General features: G+C 67.7%; 11 protein-coding genes, 1 tRNA gene and 1 pseudogene. 6 read left to right on the forward strand and 7 right to left on the reverse strand.

All coding sequences use genetic code 11. The features are described 5' to 3' along the window. Window positions 1–25: 25 nt before the first annotated feature. Complete coding sequence (locus tag CEW88_RS05470) at window positions 26–2,074, forward strand: enoyl-CoA hydratase-related protein (RefSeq protein WP_159099564.1); 2,049 nt, start codon at window positions 26–28, stop codon at window positions 2,072–2,074. A 10-nt stretch (window positions 2,075–2,084) separates the two neighbouring features. Here the strand turns inward: CEW88_RS05470 and CEW88_RS05475 are convergent, their stop codons facing one another. Then, on the reverse strand, window positions 2,085–2,300 hold the full coding sequence (locus CEW88_RS05475) for a hypothetical protein (protein WP_108965048.1): 216 nt from the start codon (window positions 2,298–2,300) through the stop codon (window positions 2,085–2,087). Between the two features lie 179 nt (window positions 2,301–2,479). Here CEW88_RS05475 and CEW88_RS05480 point away from each other — a divergent pair, with 179 nt between their 5' ends. Continuing rightward, complete coding sequence (locus CEW88_RS05480; RefSeq protein WP_108965049.1) at window positions 2,480–2,737, forward strand: DUF2312 domain-containing protein; 258 nt, start codon at window positions 2,480–2,482, stop codon at window positions 2,735–2,737. A 147-nt stretch (window positions 2,738–2,884) separates the two neighbouring features. On the opposite strand, the gene CEW88_RS05485 is transcribed toward CEW88_RS05480, so the two are convergent. After that, window positions 2,885–3,766, reverse strand: coding sequence for a hypothetical protein (locus CEW88_RS05485; protein ID WP_108965050.1), 882 nt, complete (start codon window positions 3,764–3,766; stop codon window positions 2,885–2,887). Window positions 3,767–3,861: 95 nt separating this feature from the next. On the opposite strand from CEW88_RS05485, the gene CEW88_RS05490 reads away from it, so the two are divergent. Continuing rightward, entirely contained in the window at window positions 3,862–5,529 is a 1,668-nt protein-coding gene (locus tag CEW88_RS05490) for an ABC transporter permease (RefSeq protein WP_108965051.1), read from the forward strand. 49 nt (window positions 5,530–5,578) lie between these two features. Beyond that, window positions 5,579–5,654 (forward strand) — tRNA-Thr (locus tag CEW88_RS05495). 177 nt (window positions 5,655–5,831) lie between these two features. Here CEW88_RS05495 and CEW88_RS25180 read toward each other — a convergent pair. Beyond that, a pseudogene (locus tag CEW88_RS25180) lies at window positions 5,832–6,077 on the reverse strand (hypothetical protein); the annotation flags it as partial. Window positions 6,078–6,151: 74 nt separating this feature from the next. Further along, complete coding sequence (gene purU / locus CEW88_RS05505; protein WP_108965052.1) at window positions 6,152–7,039, reverse strand: formyltetrahydrofolate deformylase; 888 nt, start codon at window positions 7,037–7,039, stop codon at window positions 6,152–6,154. A gap of 337 nt (window positions 7,040–7,376) precedes the next feature. Here purU and CEW88_RS05510 point away from each other — a divergent pair, with 337 nt between their 5' ends. After that, a complete protein-coding gene (locus tag CEW88_RS05510; RefSeq protein WP_108965053.1) occupies window positions 7,377–9,110 on the forward strand; it encodes a sugar phosphorylase in 1,734 nt (577 codons plus the stop codon). Between the two features lie 170 nt (window positions 9,111–9,280). Then, the gene (locus CEW88_RS05515; protein ID WP_108965054.1) at window positions 9,281–9,901 is read left to right on the forward strand and encodes a DedA family protein; all 621 of its coding nucleotides are present in this window, start codon (window positions 9,281–9,283) and stop codon (window positions 9,899–9,901) included. A gap of 62 nt (window positions 9,902–9,963) precedes the next feature. Here CEW88_RS05515 and CEW88_RS05520 read toward each other — a convergent pair whose 3' ends face one another. From CEW88_RS05520 to CEW88_RS05530, 3 genes are all read right to left on the reverse strand, one after another. Then, window positions 9,964–11,349, reverse strand: a complete 1,386-nt coding sequence (locus CEW88_RS05520) for a GntP family permease (protein WP_108965055.1) — start codon at window positions 11,347–11,349, stop codon at window positions 9,964–9,966. A gap of 179 nt (window positions 11,350–11,528) precedes the next feature. After that, complete coding sequence (locus tag CEW88_RS05525) at window positions 11,529–12,749, reverse strand: glycosyl transferase (protein ID WP_108965056.1); 1,221 nt, start codon at window positions 12,747–12,749, stop codon at window positions 11,529–11,531. A 12-nt stretch (window positions 12,750–12,761) separates the two neighbouring features. Next, a complete protein-coding gene (locus CEW88_RS05530; protein ID WP_254694445.1) occupies window positions 12,762–13,526 on the reverse strand; it encodes an HAD-IIB family hydrolase in 765 nt (254 codons plus the stop codon). Window positions 13,527–13,716: the final 190 nt, after the last annotated feature.

Here is a 13,716-nt window from a genome sequence, read left to right on the forward strand (position 1 = left end):
CTAGCTCGCGGGGATGCCTCAGGGCATGACGAAAGGGACGGGCTGCGGGGCGCTTGCGCTCGCGCCCGCGGGCAAGTGGAAAGGCGGGCAGATGGCGCAGGCGGCAGGCGCGGTTGAGGTGCGGATCGGCGAGGGGATCGTCTGGGTGGTCATGACCGGAGATGCGGCCAACCGGTTGACACCCGAACTGCGCGGCGCGCTTCTCACCGAACTCGCCCGGGCCGAGGCCGACCCCGCCGTCGCCTGCATCGTGTTGCAGGGGGCGGGGGCCTGTTTCTCCGAAGGCGATGATCCAACCGAGCTCGAAGGCCCCCATGCCACCCCCGATCCCGCCACGCTCTGCCGCCGTGTTGAGGGCTGCGCCAAGCCGGTGATCGCTGCGATGCACGGGGCGGCACTTGGCACCGGCGCCGAGCTGGCGCTGGCGGCGCACTACCGGATTGCCGCGCCGGGCACGCGCTTCGGACTGCCCAACGTCGCGCTGGGGCTGACGCCCGCAGCCGGGGCCAGCCAGCGGCTGCCGCGGCTGGTCGGCGCCGGGCCGGCGTTGGACCTCATGCTGTCGGGGCAGGCCATAGCGCTCGAGGCGGCGCCCGCGGGGCTCATCGACCATCTCGCGCGGGGCCCGATCGAGGAAGAGACCCGCGCCTTCTGTGCCGAGCTGCGCGCCGAGGGGCTGGGGCCGCGCCCCGCCGCGCAGCGCCGCGAGGGGTTTGCCGCGCCGCTGGCCTATCAGCAGGCGGTCGCCGCCCGCCGCGCCAAGGTCGCGGGCAGCGGCAATCCTGCCCCGCCCGAGATCGTCGCCGCGGTCGAAGCCGCGCAGCTGCTGCCCTTTGCGGGCGGCCTGGAGTTCGAGGCCGACGCCTATGACACCTGCCGCGAGACCGAGGCCAGCGCCGCGCTGCGCGCGGTTGCCGCCGCCGAGCGCGCTGCCGCATCTGCCATGACACCGGCGCGCCGCGCGCCGCACCGCGTCGCCGTGCTGGGCGAGGGCCCACTCGCCCTGCCGCTGGTGCAGGCGCTTCTGCCGGTCGCAGCGGGGGTCGACTGGGGCTGCGACGCGCCGGACGTGCTGCACGACGGGGTGATCGCCCTGCACCGGCGGCTCGAGGCGGCGCGGCAGGGCGGGAGCATCTCCGAGGAGGTGGTCGAGGAACGCCTGTCGCGCTTGCGCGTCGGCGCCCCGGCCGACATGGCGCGCAGTGCCGGGTGTATCCTGCTGGCGGGGCCGGGTCAGCGTGAGGTGGCGGCGCCCGCGGGGGTCAGCCGACTCGTCGCTTACCCGGGACGGGTGCGCGAGGTCGGGCTGCGCTTCGCTCCGGCGCCGCTCGGCGCGAGGCTGGTCGAGGTGATCGCCGGACCCGAAGCGCAGGTCGAGCAGATCGCCGAGGCAGAGGCGCTGGCGCAGCAGATGGGCTGCCTCGCGATCCGCGTCCGCTCGGGTGGCGAGAGCGTTGGCGGGCGCCTCTTCGACGCGTGGTGCCGCGCCGCGGATGCGCTGGTGGACATGGGCCAGAGTCCCGAGGCGATCGATGCCGCCTGCCGTGACTGGGGCTGGCGCCGCGGGCCTTTCCTGCGCCGCGACCAGATGGGGCTGTTGCGCCTCGGCGCGCAGACCCGGGCCGAGGGCGCGGTGAACTGGGCCAGCGCGCTTGCCGAGAGCGGGCGCATGGGCCGCGAGAATGGCGCGGGCTTCTACGACTGGACCGAAGTGGGTGTGCCTCTGGCCAGCGCCGAGGTCGACGCCCTTGTCGTCGCCCGCCGTCCGGCTGCCCCGGCACTGCCGGCAGATATGCTGCGCCTGCTGCTGATCGGCGCCATGGCCAACGAAGGCGCGCGGATGTTGGCGACCGGCATGCTTCGCCGGGCTTCCGACCTCGATCTGGTGGCACTGGAGGTGCTCGAGATGCCGCGCTGGCGTGGCGGGCCGATGTTGGCAGCGCTGCGCATGGGCGCGCGGGCGGTGCGCGAGGCGCTGGCGTCGGTGGCGCATCCCGACCGCGCCTTCTGGGCGCCGCACCCGCTTTGGGACGATCTGGTCACCACCGGCGGGGCGGACTGGCCCCAGCGGTAGACCTGTGGGCTCAGCCGAGCAGGATGCCGACCATCACCATCGCAAGGCCGAAGACCGACAGCAGCAGCGTTGCCATGTTCAGCGGCACGATCTTGCGCATCACCTCGCGCAGCCCGTCGTCATCGAGCCCGGCGCGCTTGGCGGTCCAGACCTTGATGATGCATCCGAAAAGCCCCAGAAGCCCCGCGAGCGAGACCGCCGCACCCAGCCAGATCAGCCATTCCATGGCGCACTACCCTCTGTTCGCGCCGCCCGTCGGCGCTTTCGGGGCGGGTACTGCATCGCCGCCCGCCTCGCAACCCTCGGCGGCATCTGCCCGGCGCGCCGGATCGGGCTTGATGAGGGCGGCGCCGGGGGGTAGTCAAACCGGCGATACCGGCAGAAAACCAGGCAGGAGTTGACGAGATGCAGGACAATGGGTCCGACGCCTATGGCGTCGCCGCAGGCGAGCTGAAGCAGTTCATCGAGCGCTTCGAGCGGCTCGAGCTCGAAAAGAAGGAAATCGCCGACCAGCAGAAAGAGGTCATGGCCGAGGCAAAGGGCCGCGGCTACGACACCAAGGTGATGCGCAAGGTCATCGCGCTGCGCAAGCGCGACAAGGACGACATCGCCGAGGAAGAGGCTGTGCTCGAGATGTACAAGGCTGCGCTCGGCATGGACTGAGCCCCCTCGAACATCCCGGACCGGGGCGCGGGCCCCGGTCCCTCCCGGAGGGAAGACCTCCCCGCCTTTTTCCTGACATAACTATCCCGGCGGAGCCGCGCGGCGGCAGGGGCGGAGCCCCCGGATCCTCCGGATGCGGCCACGCGTTCAGGGCGTCAGCACCCGCACCCCGTCCATCTGTGCCATCTGCCAAACGTCCTCGTCGTAGAGCCCGGTCAGCATGTCCACATAGGCGGCGTCCCATCCCGGCATGTCGAGCTCTTCCTCCATCACCCCGGGCAGGGCGTATTTCTCAAGGAAGGCGGTCATGACCCGGCGTTTCTGCGCCTCGCTGACCATGGGGTTCTCGCGCAGGAAGCCGCGGAAGCGCTGCATCGCCTCGGGGCTGACGAGTTCGGAGAAGATGTCGAAGCTGCCGGTGATCTTCCGCTCGGCTGCGATCCCCGCCGCCTCGCGCAGGATTTGCCCCCAGAGCAGCGGCGTGTCCTCGTTGCACCAAAGGGTGATCGGCACGCCGGGCAGAGCGCGCCGCAGCCGCATCACGAGATCGGACCAGCGCAGCTTCATCGGGTCGGCGCCCGAAAGGAAACTCTCGAGCGTCTCGTGCGGCGTGGCGCGCAGCATGGCGGGCAGCCATGTGGCGAAATCGCGCAGCCCGAAGAAGATCTGCAGCTCATCCCCCTCGAACAGCCGGGCAATCGCCTGCAGCCGCCGCTCGGCCTTGCGGTAGAGCGTGCCACCCTCCAGCGCGATCTTGGGCACCGAAAAGAGCGTCTCGTGGCTGAGGATGAGCCGGGAGACCTGTCCGGGATCCTCGCTGAGGATGGCGTCCAGCAGCACCTCGCGCGCCTCGGGGGTTGGCTTCTCGGCGCCGAGGGCGCTGATGGCTTCCGACAGGAGCATGCGGTACCGCGACGGGCCGGGAACGGCGATGCCCTCGCGGTGAAGCTCGCCGGCGTTGCGCAGCAGGCCCCTGAGCAGGCGATCCTCGTCCGTGCATTGCGCGCCGATATGGAGAATGACCTGCATGACCTGCACTTTCGGTTACCAACGGCAGGGACTATACCCGGATCAGAGCCAAGGAAAACCGCGCGCCGCCCGGGGCGGATCACGAAGGAGCCCTCATGAGCCTTGCCGACAACAGCGCCCCGCGCCGTGCCCGCCTGTCGCTGGCGCGCGCCTTGCCGAACCCCTGGTCGCTCGGCGCCGCCCTGATCGCCGCCGTGGTCATCGCGCCGATCCTTGCGGTGCTCTGGATCGCGCTGTTTCCCACGGAGAACATCTGGCCGCATCTCATCTCGACGACCTTGCCACGCTATTTGGGCAATACGCTGAAGCTGATGGCGGGCGTCGGGCTTTTGGCGGGGGCGGCAGGCTCGGGCGCCGCCTGGCTGGTGGCGCGCTACGAGTTCCCGGGGCGGCGCTGGCTCGAATGGCTGCTGCTGCTTCCGCTGGCGATCCCGGCCTATGTGGGGGCCTACGCGCTGGTCGATTTCCTCGAATATGCCGGGCCGGTGCAGACCGGGCTGCGCGAGGTTTTCGGCTGGAAAACCTCGCGCGACTACTGGTTCCCCGAGATCCGCTCGATGGGGGCGGCGATCATCGTACTTTCGGCAGCGCTTTACCCTTACGTCTACCTGCTGGCCCGCAACGCCTTCCGCGAGCAGCCGGGCAGCGCCGACGAGGTCGCGCGCTCGCTGGGGCAGGGCGCCTTTGCCCGGTTCTGGCGGGTCGGCCTGCCACTCGCCCGCCCGGCGATCGCGGCGGGCATGGCGATTGCCATGATGGAGGCGGTGAACGATTTCGGCACCGTGGATTACTTCTCGGTGCAGACGCTGACCACCGGCATCTTCAGCGTCTGGCTGCAAAGCAACAACGCCGGCGGCGCGGCTCAGATTGCCGGGACGGTGCTGGCGCTGGTCATCGTGCTGGTGCTGCTCGAGAAGGGATCGCGCCGCCGCATGCGCTTTTTCAACCTCTCCTCGCGCCACCGGCCGGTGGCGCGTACCGCGCTGCGCGGTGCCACCGGCTGGGGGGCGAGCCTGGCCTGCGTCATCCCCTTTGGCATGGGGTTCGTGCTGCCCGCCTGGGTGATCCTCGGCCACGCGATCGACAACGCCCAAGCATGGGCCGACCCGCGGCTCTGGCAGGCCGGGGTCCACACGCTCACCGTCGGCGGTATCGCGGCCGTGCTGACCGTGCTCGGCGGGGTCTTCCTGGTGTACGGCGTGCGGCTTTCGGGGCGGCAACTGCCGCGGCTGCTGCTGCCGGTCTCGACCATCGGCTACGCCGCGCCCGGCGCGGTGCTGGGCGTTGGCATCCTGATCCCGCTCGCGGCGGTGGACCACGCGCTGGCGGATACGATCGAGGCGGTCACCGGCATCGATATCGGCCTCGTGCTCGCAGGCTCGGCCTTTGCGCTGGTGCTCTCTTATTTCGTGCGCTTCTTCGCCATCGCGCAGGGCGCGGCAGATGCGGCGATGGCGCGGATCTCGCCCAATCTCGCCCGTGCCGCGCGCTCGCTCGGCCGCACCCAGGGCCAGACCCTGCGCGAAGTCTACGTGCCCCTGATGCGCGGCTCTGTCGCCTCGGCCTTGCTGCTGGTCTTCGTGGATTGCGTCAAGGAACTGCCGGCGACGCTGCTGTTGCGCCCGTTCAATTACGAAACCCTCGCCACGCGGGTGCACGACCAGGCCTCGCTGGAAAACCTCGGAGGCGCCGCCCCGGCGGCGGTTCTGGTGATTGGCGTGGGGCTTTCTGCGGTCGGGCTTCTGGCACGCGCAAATCGCTGAATCGCTCTTGCACAAGGGGGCGAAGCTGGCATATGCCTCTGCGCACGGTGCCCCTATAGCTCAGCTGGTAGAGCAACTGATTTGTAATCAGTAGGTCCGCGGTTCGAGTCCGTGTGGGGGCACCATATTCCCGCCCAAGTTGCTGAAAAGGCAGGAAAGTGAAAGTCTGCCTTTCCGGCATCCCCCCAAGTAGCCCCCCAAGCGCTCGCGCATTGCGACGCAACGTCTTGCAACACTTCGGTACGGCTTTCGAGGAACGTCTCGATCTCCGAGACTTTGAGCAGCGAAATCTCACCCTTCTTATAGATGCGAATCTGTCCGGCGGCTGCCCACCGGTAGAAGGTCACCCGGTGGATGCCGAAGACCTCCTGAGCCTGCGCCAGACGGACAGAGGTTCGATCGCTGCGGTCATTCTGGAAACGCCTTGGTGCGATGACATGCAACACCCTGAAACGGTGGGTAGGGGTGGCAGGGTGGCGACGACAGGATTCCAAAAGTCCGAGGCTTGCCCGCCCCCAGCGCCGGCCACGAAAACGCCCGCCTGGCACCTAAAGGCCGAATAAATTTCCGGGCAGGTGTTCCCCGGGGCCGCGCCGAAGGCTGGCCCCGAGGTCAACAGCCCTCAGCCCATCCGCTCGGAGCTGTAGGAGCCCGGCGAGGCGGGGAAGACGACGGTCTTGTCGCCGTTGAGGAACACCCGGCGGTGGGCATGGGCGTGGATGGCGCGGGCCAGCACCTGTGCCTCGACATCGCGGCCGAGCGAGACATAGTCCTCGGGCGATTGCGCGTGGGTGACGCGCACGGTGTCCTGCTCGATGATCGGGCCCTCGTCGAGGTCCGCAGTGACGTAATGCGAGGTCGCCCCGATCAGCTTCACGCCGCGCTGAAACGCTTGCTTGTAGGGGTTTGCGCCCTTGAACGACGGCAGGAAACTGTGGTGGATGTTGATGATCCGCCCCGACATCTTGCGGCACATCTCGTCGCTGAGGATCTGCATGTAGCGGGCGAGCACGATCAGCTCGGCGCCCGACTCCTCGACCACCTGCATGATCGCCGCCTCGGCCTGCGGCTTGTTCTCGCGGGTCACCTTGATGCAGTGGAAGGGGATATCGGCGTTCACCACCACCTTCTGGTAGTCCATGTGGTTGGAGATCACCGCGACGATCTCGATCGGCAGCGCGCCGATGCGGCAGCGATAGAGCAGGTCGTTCAGGCAATGCCCAAAGCGCGAAACCATCACCACGACCTTCATCTTGGTGGCCTCATCGTGGAAGGCGAACTCCATGCCGAACCGCTCGGCCACCGCGGCAAAGGCGGCCTCGAGCTCGGCCAGCTCCACGCCGGTCTCGCTGCGGAAGCTCACGCGCATGAAGAAGCTGCCGGTGCCGAGGTCGTCGAACTGGGCGCTGTCGGTGATGTTGCAGCCCTGCTCGGCGAGGAAGCCGGCGACGGCGGCGACGATGCCGCGGGTGGAGGGACAGTGCACGGTGAGGGCGTAGGAGGAACTCATGGGAGGGCGTTTCTTTTCTGGATTTGAGGCCTGGACAGATCGCTGCCGCCTGCGCCGGGCGAGGTCAAGCGGATTGCAGCCCGATCCTGCGGCAAGATCGGGCCGCAGCGTCGCGCTGGCGCGACATGTTTCCACGAGGATGCGACAGGGCCGCTTTCGGAAACTCTGCCCAATCTCCGGCCGCCGGGGGGGCGGGGCAGAGCGAAGAGGCCGGGCGCGGGGAGTAAACTCTTGTGAAAGCGGGGGTGATTGCTTACCCCAAGGGTAAGTGCCCGGAATTCCGTGCCGTCCCTGGCCTTCCGGTCCTCTCAACCCGGACCCGTCGAGACCCGTTTTCATGACCGAGACCTCCTTCAGCGCCCGCCTTTCGGAACTGCTCCATTTCATCTACCCCGACCTCAACGCCGACATCCTTTCCAGCCAGGTCATCGATGCCTTCTGGCCTGAAGCCAAGGGTCGCCGCCGCCAGCCGCGCAAGCCCGGCAACAACCTCTGGTCGCAGAAGGACGCGGTGCTGATCACCTACGGCGACAGCCTGATCGACGGCAACCACAAGCCGCTCGACCTGATGAACGACTTCCTGCTGCGCCGTATGAAGGGGGTGGTGAATGGGGTGCACATCCTGCCCTTCTTCCCCTTCACCTCGGATGACGGCTTCGCGGTCACCGACTATCGCAAGGTGAACCCGCAGCTTGGCGACTGGGTCGACATCACCCGCATCGGCGACGAATTCCACCTGATGTCCGATCTGGTGCTCAACCACGTGTCCTCGCAGGGGGTCTGGTTCAACGCCTATCGGCAGGGGCAGAAACCCTATGACGGCTTCTTCTTCGAGGCCGAGCCCTCGGACGACCTGTCGATGGTGGTCCGGCCGCGCACCACGCCGCTGCTGCAGGAGGTCGAGACGGCAATGGGCACGCGCCACGTCTGGTGCACCTTCAGCCACGACCAGATCGACCTCGACTTCCGCAACCCTGACGTGCTGCTGGAGATCCTGCGGATCATCCGCCTGCACGTCGACATGGGCGTGCGGATCATCCGGCTCGATGCCGTCGCCTTCCTGTGGAAGGAGATCGGCACCAACTGCATCCACCTGCCGCAGACCCATGCGGTGATCCGGTTGTTACGGCTGCTTGCCGACTACGCCACCGAGAGCATCATCCTGCTGACCGAGACCAATGTGCCCAAGGCCGAGAACCTGTCGTACTTCGGCAACCGCAACGAGGCGCATATGGTCTACAACTTCCCGCTGCCGCCGCTTGTGCTGCACGCGATGATGGCGGGGACGGCGAAATACCTCAACGACTGGCAGCGCGCCATGCCGCCCGCGCCGCTTGGCTGCGCCTATCTCAACTTCACCGCGTCGCATGACGGCATCGGCATGCGCCCCGCCGAGGGGTTGCTGCCGCCCGAAGAGGTGGCCCGTGTGATCGACACGGCGCGCGCGCTTGGCGGGCTTGCTTCGATGCGCTCGCTGCCCGGCGGCGGCGAGAGCGTCTACGAGCTCAACTGCGCGTTCTTCGCGGCCATGGCGCGGACCTACAATGGCGAGGACGACAACCACCTTGCACGCTTCCTCTGCTCGCAGACCATCGTCATGTCGCTCGAAGGCATTCCGGCTTTCTACATCCACTCGATGCTCGGCACGCCGAATGACATCGAGGCGGTGCAGCGGCGCGGCATGAACCGGGCGATCAACCGCCACCGTTGGAATTACGCGGAGCTCAACGCCCTGTTGGACGATCCCGAGACGGTGCACGCGCGGGTGCTCGAGATGCTCTCGGAGCGGCTGGCCCTGCGCTCAGCGCAGGCGGGCTTTCACCCCAACGCCACGCAGTTCACCCTCAATCTCGACGAACGGGTCTTCGGGCTCTGGCGGCAATCTCTGGACCGGGCGCAGTCGATCTTCGCGCTGCACAACTGCTCGGACGAGGAGGTGGTGATCCCGCATGAGGGGCTGAACCTCATCGCCGACGAACATTGGGTGGACCTCTTGTCGGGCGAGACCATCGAGGCCGGGGCGGTTTCGCTGGCACCCTACCAGTGCCGGTGGATCTCGAACCGCGGCTAGGGGCTGGCGGGCGGCAGGCGATCGAAGGCCGAGAGGCGGCTCTGCCCCTGCGGCGCTGCGCGCGGGTCTTTCGTGACATCTTTCTCTGCTAGAGAGACCTATCTCGAAGATCGGGTGAACTCGGCGGCGCGCGCGCGCGTTGGGCTGTCAGACGTCAAGCGGAGGGCGATATGTTCGACTGGATCTCGGGGTTTGTCGACACGGTGGGCGCGATCGGCATCGCCGTGCTGATGTTCCTCGAGAACGTCTTCCCACCCATCCCCTCCGAACTCATCATGCCGCTCGGCGGGTTCAACGCGGCCGCGGGGCGCGAGCACCTGCTGGCGGTGATCGTGGCGGGCTCGCTCGGCTCGCTCGCCGGAGCGCTCTTTTGGTACTGGATCGGACGGCGGCTCGGCACTCAGCGGCTGAAGCGGCTGGCGGCGCGGCACGGGCGTTGGCTGACCATCCTGCCCGAAGATCTCGATCGCTCGAACGCGTGGTTCGACCGTCACGGCGGCAGCGCGGTGCTGATCGGGCGGCTTATCCCGACCGTACGCACCTTCATTTCGGTCCCCGCCGGTGTGGCGCGGATGCCGATGGCGAGCTTCCTGGCCTTCACCACCGTTGGCACGGTGAGCTGGACGACGGTGCTCGCGATGGCGGGCTACCTTCTACAGGCGCAGTACGGGCTGGTGGCAGGCTGGCTCGACCCGGTGTCGACGGCCGTTGTGGTGGGGATCGTCGGGCTCTACCTCTGGCGGGTCGCAACTTACGGTCGGCGTAAGCGGCGCAAGGCGGGCGAGGTCTAAGCGCCGGAATGAAAACGGGGCGCCCAGCGGCGCCCCGTTTCGCGTTTCCCGTGCCGCGGGGGTCAGAGACCCAGCGAGCCAAGTACGATCACCGTGATCGTCGCCACCACCGGGATCGCCACGGCCACCACGAAGATGTCCGCGTAGCTCTTCTTGTGGGTCATGCCGGTGATCGCCAGCAGGGTGATCACCGCGCCGTTGTGCGGCAGCGCGTCGAAGCCGCCCGACGACAGCGCCGTGACCCGGTGCATCAGCTCCATGCTGATGCCCTGTTCGGCACCCATGGCGGCGAATTGCTCGCCGAGCGCCTTCAGCGCGATCGACATGCCGCCCGAAGCCGAACCGGTGATCCCCGCAAGCACGTTCACCGCCACCGCCAGCGAGGCCAGCGGGTTGTTCGGGAAGAGCCCCAGAACCGCGTCGCGGATCAGCCCGAAGGCGGGCAGCGAGGCGATGACGGCCCCGTAGCCGACCTCGGAGGCGGTGTTGAAGATCGGCAGCAGCGAGCCCATCGTGCCCTTGTTCACCGTCTCCTTGACGTCGGCGAAGCGGCGCCAGTTCAGCGCCAGCGCCAGCACGATCGACACCACCAGCGAGATGATGATCGCCCAGATGCCCGCCACGCGCGACAGCTCGGTTGCGCCGTATTGCGGCTCGGCGAGGTAGTCGGCGCTCATGTTCGGGAAGACCAGGTAGGTGAGCAGCGCGTTGAGCGCGATCACCGTGATCACCGGCAGGATCGCCGCGCCGAAGCCGGGCATGTTGGCATCCTCGGGCAGCGAGCTGTCGGCGGCGGTGCGCTCGTGCTGGCCGTAGCCTTCGCCCCGGGCCTGAGCGGCCTTGGCGCGGCGGCTCAGCCAGAGCGTGCCGCCGCCGAGCATGATGAGGCCGGCCAGCGTGCCAAGCAGAGGCGCGGCAAAGACGTTGGTGCCGAAGAACGGGATCGGGATCGCGTTCTGGATCGCCGGGGTGCCGGGGGAGGCGGTCATGGTGAAGGTGAACGAGCCGAGCGCGATGGCCGCGGGCAGCAGGCGCTTGGGCACGTCGGCGCGGCGGAACAGCGCGTTGGCGATCGGGTAGATGGCGAAGGCCACCACGAAGAGCGACACGCCACCAAAGGTCAGCACGCCGCAGGCGAGCACGACCGCGAGGATCGCGCGGTCACCGCCGACCCATTCGACGATTTTCTCGGCGATGGTGCGCGCGGCACCGCCGTCGGCCATGACCTTGCCGAAGATCGCGCCCAGCAGGAACAGCGGGAAGTAGGTGATCACGTAGCCGCCGAGCGACTGCATGAAGACCTGCGTATAGGTGGCCATGACCGGCAGACCGCCCGAAAACAGCACGGCGAGCATGGCCAGAAGCGGTGCTAGGATCAGCACATTGATGCCGCGGTAGGCCAGGTACATCAGCAAGCCCAGCGACAGAATGATCCCGATGAGACCCATTCTTCTCCTCCTTTGATCAGAAGCGCCCCGCGGGGAGGCCGGAACTGGGAGGACCGGCGCGGGCAGGGCTAAAAAACAGTTACTCGGACGAGAGTTGGGTCAGGTCAATGTGAGGGCGCGACGAGAGACGCGACGTCGCGGGCTTTTGAGTTCACGGTGACGTGAGGTTCTTGTGGGGGTCAGCCGAACTCGGCATCGTCGGCGGCCACGGCGGCGCGGAAATCTGCCAGCAGCCTGGGGTCGGCCGAGTGCACCCGGTTCCACGTCGGGATGAAGGGTGTCTCCTGCGGGTTCTCGATGAAGAGCTGACCGGCGCGGACGATGTTCTCGCCGAACATTTCGATGCTGCGTTCCTCGGCGTGGCGGTCGATGGTCAGCCCGTTCATCTTGGCATCCGCCGAATAGGCCTCGAGCAGATCGAGCGCCGAGCGGTAGTAGGTGGCCTTGAGCGTGCGGAAGACATGCGGGGTAAACACGGTCCCGTCGGCAGCGAGCTTGCGGAAAATCGCCTTGCAGATATCGACCGACATGCGCGAGAGCCCCTGGCTGGCGTCCTCGGGCGAGAGGTCCTGGTGCTTGTGGTCGTAGATGTCGGCGATCTCGACCTGGCAGACCTGCCGCGGGCCGAGGTTGCGCCAGGCTTCGGACAGCACGCCGATCTCCAGCCCCCAGTCCGAGGGAATGCGCAGGTCGGGCAGCAGTCCGGTGCGCAGCGCCATCTCGCCCGAGAGCGGGTAGCGGAAGGCGCGCAGGTAATCGATGTAGTCGCGATCCCCGATGGTGCGCTTGAGCGCGATGAGCAGCGGAGAAACCAAGAGGCGGGTGACCCGGCCGTTCAGCTTGCCGCCGCCGACGCGGGGGTAGTAGCCCTTGGAGAGCTGGTAGCTGAAGCTCGGATTGGCCACCGGGTAGACCAGCCGGTCGAGCATCTCGCGCGTGTAGGTGACGATGTCGCAGTCGTGGATTGCCATCACGGCACTGTCGGCGCAGGAGATGAGATAGCCCATGCAGCCCCAGACGTTCTTGCCCTTGCCGGGCTCCTGCGGGGCGAGGCCGAGCGCCTCGAGCCTGCCCATGATCTGCTGCATCCGCGGGCTGTCGTTCCAGATCAACGTGGTCTGCTGCGGCAGCATGGAAAAGAACTGGCGGGCGTGGCGGTATTGCGCCTCGTTCGCGCGGTCGAGCCCGATGACGATGCGGTGCAGATAGGTGACCTTGCTCAGTTCCTTGAGGATGTCCGGAAGCGCGTCGCCCTCAAGCTCGGAATAGAGCGAGGGTAGGATCAGCGAGATCTTTCGGCTCTGCGCGTAGGTTTCAAGCTCGTAGACCATCTCCTCGATCGGGCGCGAGCGCAGGTTGTGGAACTGGGCGATATTGCCGTTCTGGTGGAAGTCGGCCATGGCGGAGGTCTCCTAAAGCCCGAGGTCTGCAAGTACGTGGAGGATGGCGGCGTTCCAGCCCTCGGGGCCGGGCAGGGCGGTGCGGCGGATGCGTCCCGTCTGCTCGCCGGGCAGGGGCGGGATGCCGTTGCCATGGTCGTTGCGGAGAATGACGCCGTGGGTGGCGGCCTCGATCATCTCGATGTCGTTGGGCGCATCGCCGAGCGCGATGGACGTATCGCAGCCGAGCTCTTTCGTGACCCCATCCATTTGCTGCGCCTTGGTGCCGCCGAAGGAAAGGGTGAGAAAGCGCCCGCCCTTGCGCGCGTGGATGCCTTTTTGCGCGAGCGCGGCAAGGAAGGTGTCCTGTTCGGCCTCGCTGCCAGACCAGAGGCCGGGCTCGGTGAAGCGCCGCTTGCGGGCCAGTTCGGCGCCATCCAGAGACAGGCCGGTGACCCGCGCCACCTCCTCGGCGTCCATGTCGCCGAAGCCTCTGAAAAGGCGGGCGTGCTCGGGCTCTTCGGCCAATGCGGCGCGGAGTTTCTGATACTCGGGTGCGTCTTCCGAAAGGGCGCCGGGGCTGATCCGGTCGGCGCCGTTCTCGACGATGGCGGGCCAGTCACCGAGGCCCAATTCGCGATGCAGGGGGCCGATCTCGGCGGCGGTCTTGGAGGAGGCGAGGATGAGCGGGATGCCACGCTTCTTGAGCGCATCGAGCGCGGGCCGCGCGGGGGCGTAGGAATAGGTGCCGTGGTCGAGCAGGGTCCCATCGAGATCGGTGAATACCGCCAGCCGCACGTCTTGTTCCTTCGTCTCTGCCCCGGGTCCAGTTAAGCGGATGGCGCCCGGCAAGGGAACAGGCGCGGCGTCAACAAACACCTGAGATGCCGAGATTGGGCGGAAAGTGGGCAACGCCATCGCGCGTCTCGGCGTGCGACGGTTTCGGGGGGCAGAAAAAGCAGCGCCGGCCCGGAACAACGGACCGGCG

The sequence above is a fragment of the Alloyangia pacifica genome (genome assembly GCF_003111685.1).
Lineage (GTDB): Bacteria > Pseudomonadota > Alphaproteobacteria > Rhodobacterales > Rhodobacteraceae > Salipiger > Salipiger pacificus_A.

What these genes read in the sequence shown, in the direction of transcription:
- purU (WP_108965052.1), bottom strand. Translation starts at nt 7,039, where the DNA reads ATGAGTTCCTCCTACGCCCTCACCGTGCACTGTCCCTCCACCCGCGGC.
- CEW88_RS05470 (WP_159099564.1), top strand. Translation starts at nt 26, where the DNA reads ATGACGAAAGGGACGGGCTGCGGGGCGCTTGCGCTCGCGCCCGCGGGC.
- CEW88_RS05475 (WP_108965048.1), bottom strand. Translation starts at nt 2,300, where the DNA reads ATGGAATGGCTGATCTGGCTGGGTGCGGCGGTCTCGCTCGCGGGGCTT.
- CEW88_RS05510 (WP_108965053.1), top strand. Translation starts at nt 7,377, where the DNA reads ATGACCGAGACCTCCTTCAGCGCCCGCCTTTCGGAACTGCTCCATTTC.
- CEW88_RS05490 (WP_108965051.1), top strand. Translation starts at nt 3,862, where the DNA reads ATGAGCCTTGCCGACAACAGCGCCCCGCGCCGTGCCCGCCTGTCGCTG.
- CEW88_RS05525 (WP_108965056.1), bottom strand. Translation starts at nt 12,749, where the DNA reads ATGGCCGACTTCCACCAGAACGGCAATATCGCCCAGTTCCACAACCTG.
- CEW88_RS05520 (WP_108965055.1), bottom strand. Translation starts at nt 11,349, where the DNA reads ATGGGTCTCATCGGGATCATTCTGTCGCTGGGCTTGCTGATGTACCTG.
- CEW88_RS05480 (WP_108965049.1), top strand. Translation starts at nt 2,480, where the DNA reads ATGCAGGACAATGGGTCCGACGCCTATGGCGTCGCCGCAGGCGAGCTG.
- CEW88_RS05515 (WP_108965054.1), top strand. Translation starts at nt 9,281, where the DNA reads ATGTTCGACTGGATCTCGGGGTTTGTCGACACGGTGGGCGCGATCGGC.
- CEW88_RS05485 (WP_108965050.1), bottom strand. Translation starts at nt 3,766, where the DNA reads ATGCAGGTCATTCTCCATATCGGCGCGCAATGCACGGACGAGGATCGC.